The sequence below is a fragment of the Salipiger sp. genome, from assembly GCF_059781815.1.
Window position 1 is genome coordinate 1 of record NZ_JBYNAH010000418.1, and the last position, 1,671, is coordinate 1,671.

Below are 1,671 nucleotides of genomic sequence, written 5' to 3' on the forward strand. Positions count from 1 at the left end.
ATATCGGCGATGAGGTCTGCCATGGTCTCGTAGGGTTGCTCGTTGTTCACGAACCCGGCGCAGTAGTCCTCCCACTGACCGTTCACATGGTGGAAGTCTTCCCAGTTCAGACCACCCTGCCCGCGCAGCACGTTGGAGATCAGGTAGGGGTTCACCGGCGAGATCAGCGCGAAGCCGCCATCGTCGGGCTGACGGATGAACCAGCTGTGCCCGAGCGCGCCCGAACCGCCGGGGCGGTTGACCACCGTGACCGGGGTGTCGCCAAGCTCCATCGGCAGGAACTGGGCCACCGCGCGCGCCATGCGGTCGGCCGAGCCGCCCGGGTTGAACGGCACCACCAGCGTCAGCTTGCGTGCCGGATAGGCGCTGGCCTGAAGCGAGCCAAGGCCCAGAGCCACCGGCGCCGCAGCCGCGGTGCGAAGCAGTCGCCTGCGAGTATAAGTCATGATTTTCCTCCCATTGCATACAATAATGCGTGAATCGCATCTCCTCAGGCCCGTTTTGAGCATTGTTGCATGCATTACGTCAATCGTGCATACTGGCATTGAAAAAATTTCAGTCGCGAAAGACCATTGATGGACGACCTCTCCAACCAGTTGCCCAGCCATCTGATCCCGGGAACCGCTGTGGCGCGGGCTTATCTGCATGTGCGCGACGGGATCGTTGCCGGGCAATACACATGGGGCGACAAGCTCGGCGAGGCAGGGCTCGCCTCCGAGCTCGGGGTAAGCCGGACCCCGGTGCGCGAGGCGCTGCGCAACCTCGCCGCGGAGGGCTATATCGAGGTCAGACCCAATGCCGGGGCGGTGGTCCGACGCTGGGATCCGGAGGAGGTCACCTCGAGCTTCGAGATCCGCGCCGATATCGAGGGCAACGCCGCCTTCCGCTGCGCGCAGCGCATCCAGCCCGAGGAGCTGCGCGAGCTGGTCGAGCTTTGCGACCGCATGGAGACCACGGACGATCCCGGTGAACGCAGCCGGCTGAACCGCTCGCTGCACCTCCGCATCCTGCGCATTTCCGGCATTGCCCACGCCGAAAAGACGGTGATGCAACTCACCGACCTTGCCCTGCTGACGATGACCTACCAGCAGTTCTCGGCGGAGGACACGCAGCGGAGCGACAGCGACCACAGACTGCTCCTGCGCGCTTTCCGGCTCGGCGACGGCGCACTCGCGCAGGCGGTCATGCGGGTGCATATCCTGGCCGCCGCCGCAGTGCTCGCGGAGGGTCGCCGCGGCTACCGTTCAGCCGGTGTCTCGCGCGATGAGTTCGACCGGTAGCACCCGGATCGCGCCGCTGCCGGTGCCGTCGACGCGGAGCTGCTCGATCAGAGACAGGGCCTCTGCCACCATGCGGCGGATCGGCTGTCGTACCGTGGTCAACCGGTAGGACTGCCAGCCTGCCATTGGGATGTCGTCGAAACCGATCACGGCAAGATCCTCTGGCACCCGCATGCCGCGCGCCCGCGCCGCGTCGATCAGCGCCAGCGCCATGACATCGTTTTCACAGAACACCGCGTCAGGCCGGGCCGGGCCGGCGAGCAGCTCGGCCCCGGCGCGAACCCCTGCGGCATAGGAAAACCCGCCGCAATGCTGCGCCACCGGCGCCACGCCGGCCTCACCCAGCCGATCGAGGAACCCGCGCGAGCGCTCGATGTGGGTCGAGGTGTCG

3 protein-coding genes are annotated in these 1,671 nt (G+C 66.3%); 1 reads left to right on the forward strand and 2 read right to left on the reverse strand.

Annotated elements, in window-relative coordinates; genetic code table 11:
- On the reverse strand, positions 1-446 hold a 446-nt coding region (locus tag AC6RA4_RS25410; RefSeq protein WP_500165095.1), incomplete at its 3' end, for a Bug family tripartite tricarboxylate transporter substrate binding protein.
- A 129-nt stretch (positions 447-575) separates the two neighbouring features.
- Between AC6RA4_RS25410 and AC6RA4_RS25415 the strand changes: the two genes are divergently transcribed.
- Positions 576-1,280, forward strand: coding sequence for a GntR family transcriptional regulator (locus AC6RA4_RS25415; RefSeq protein WP_500165097.1), 705 nt, complete (start codon positions 576-578; stop codon positions 1,278-1,280).
- On the opposite strand, the gene AC6RA4_RS25420 is transcribed toward AC6RA4_RS25415, so the two are convergent.
- Positions 1,245-1,671 (reverse strand): substrate-binding domain-containing protein (locus AC6RA4_RS25420; protein ID WP_500165099.1); only part of this gene is annotated, 427 nt, incomplete at its 5' end. The genes AC6RA4_RS25415 and AC6RA4_RS25420 overlap by 36 nt on opposite strands.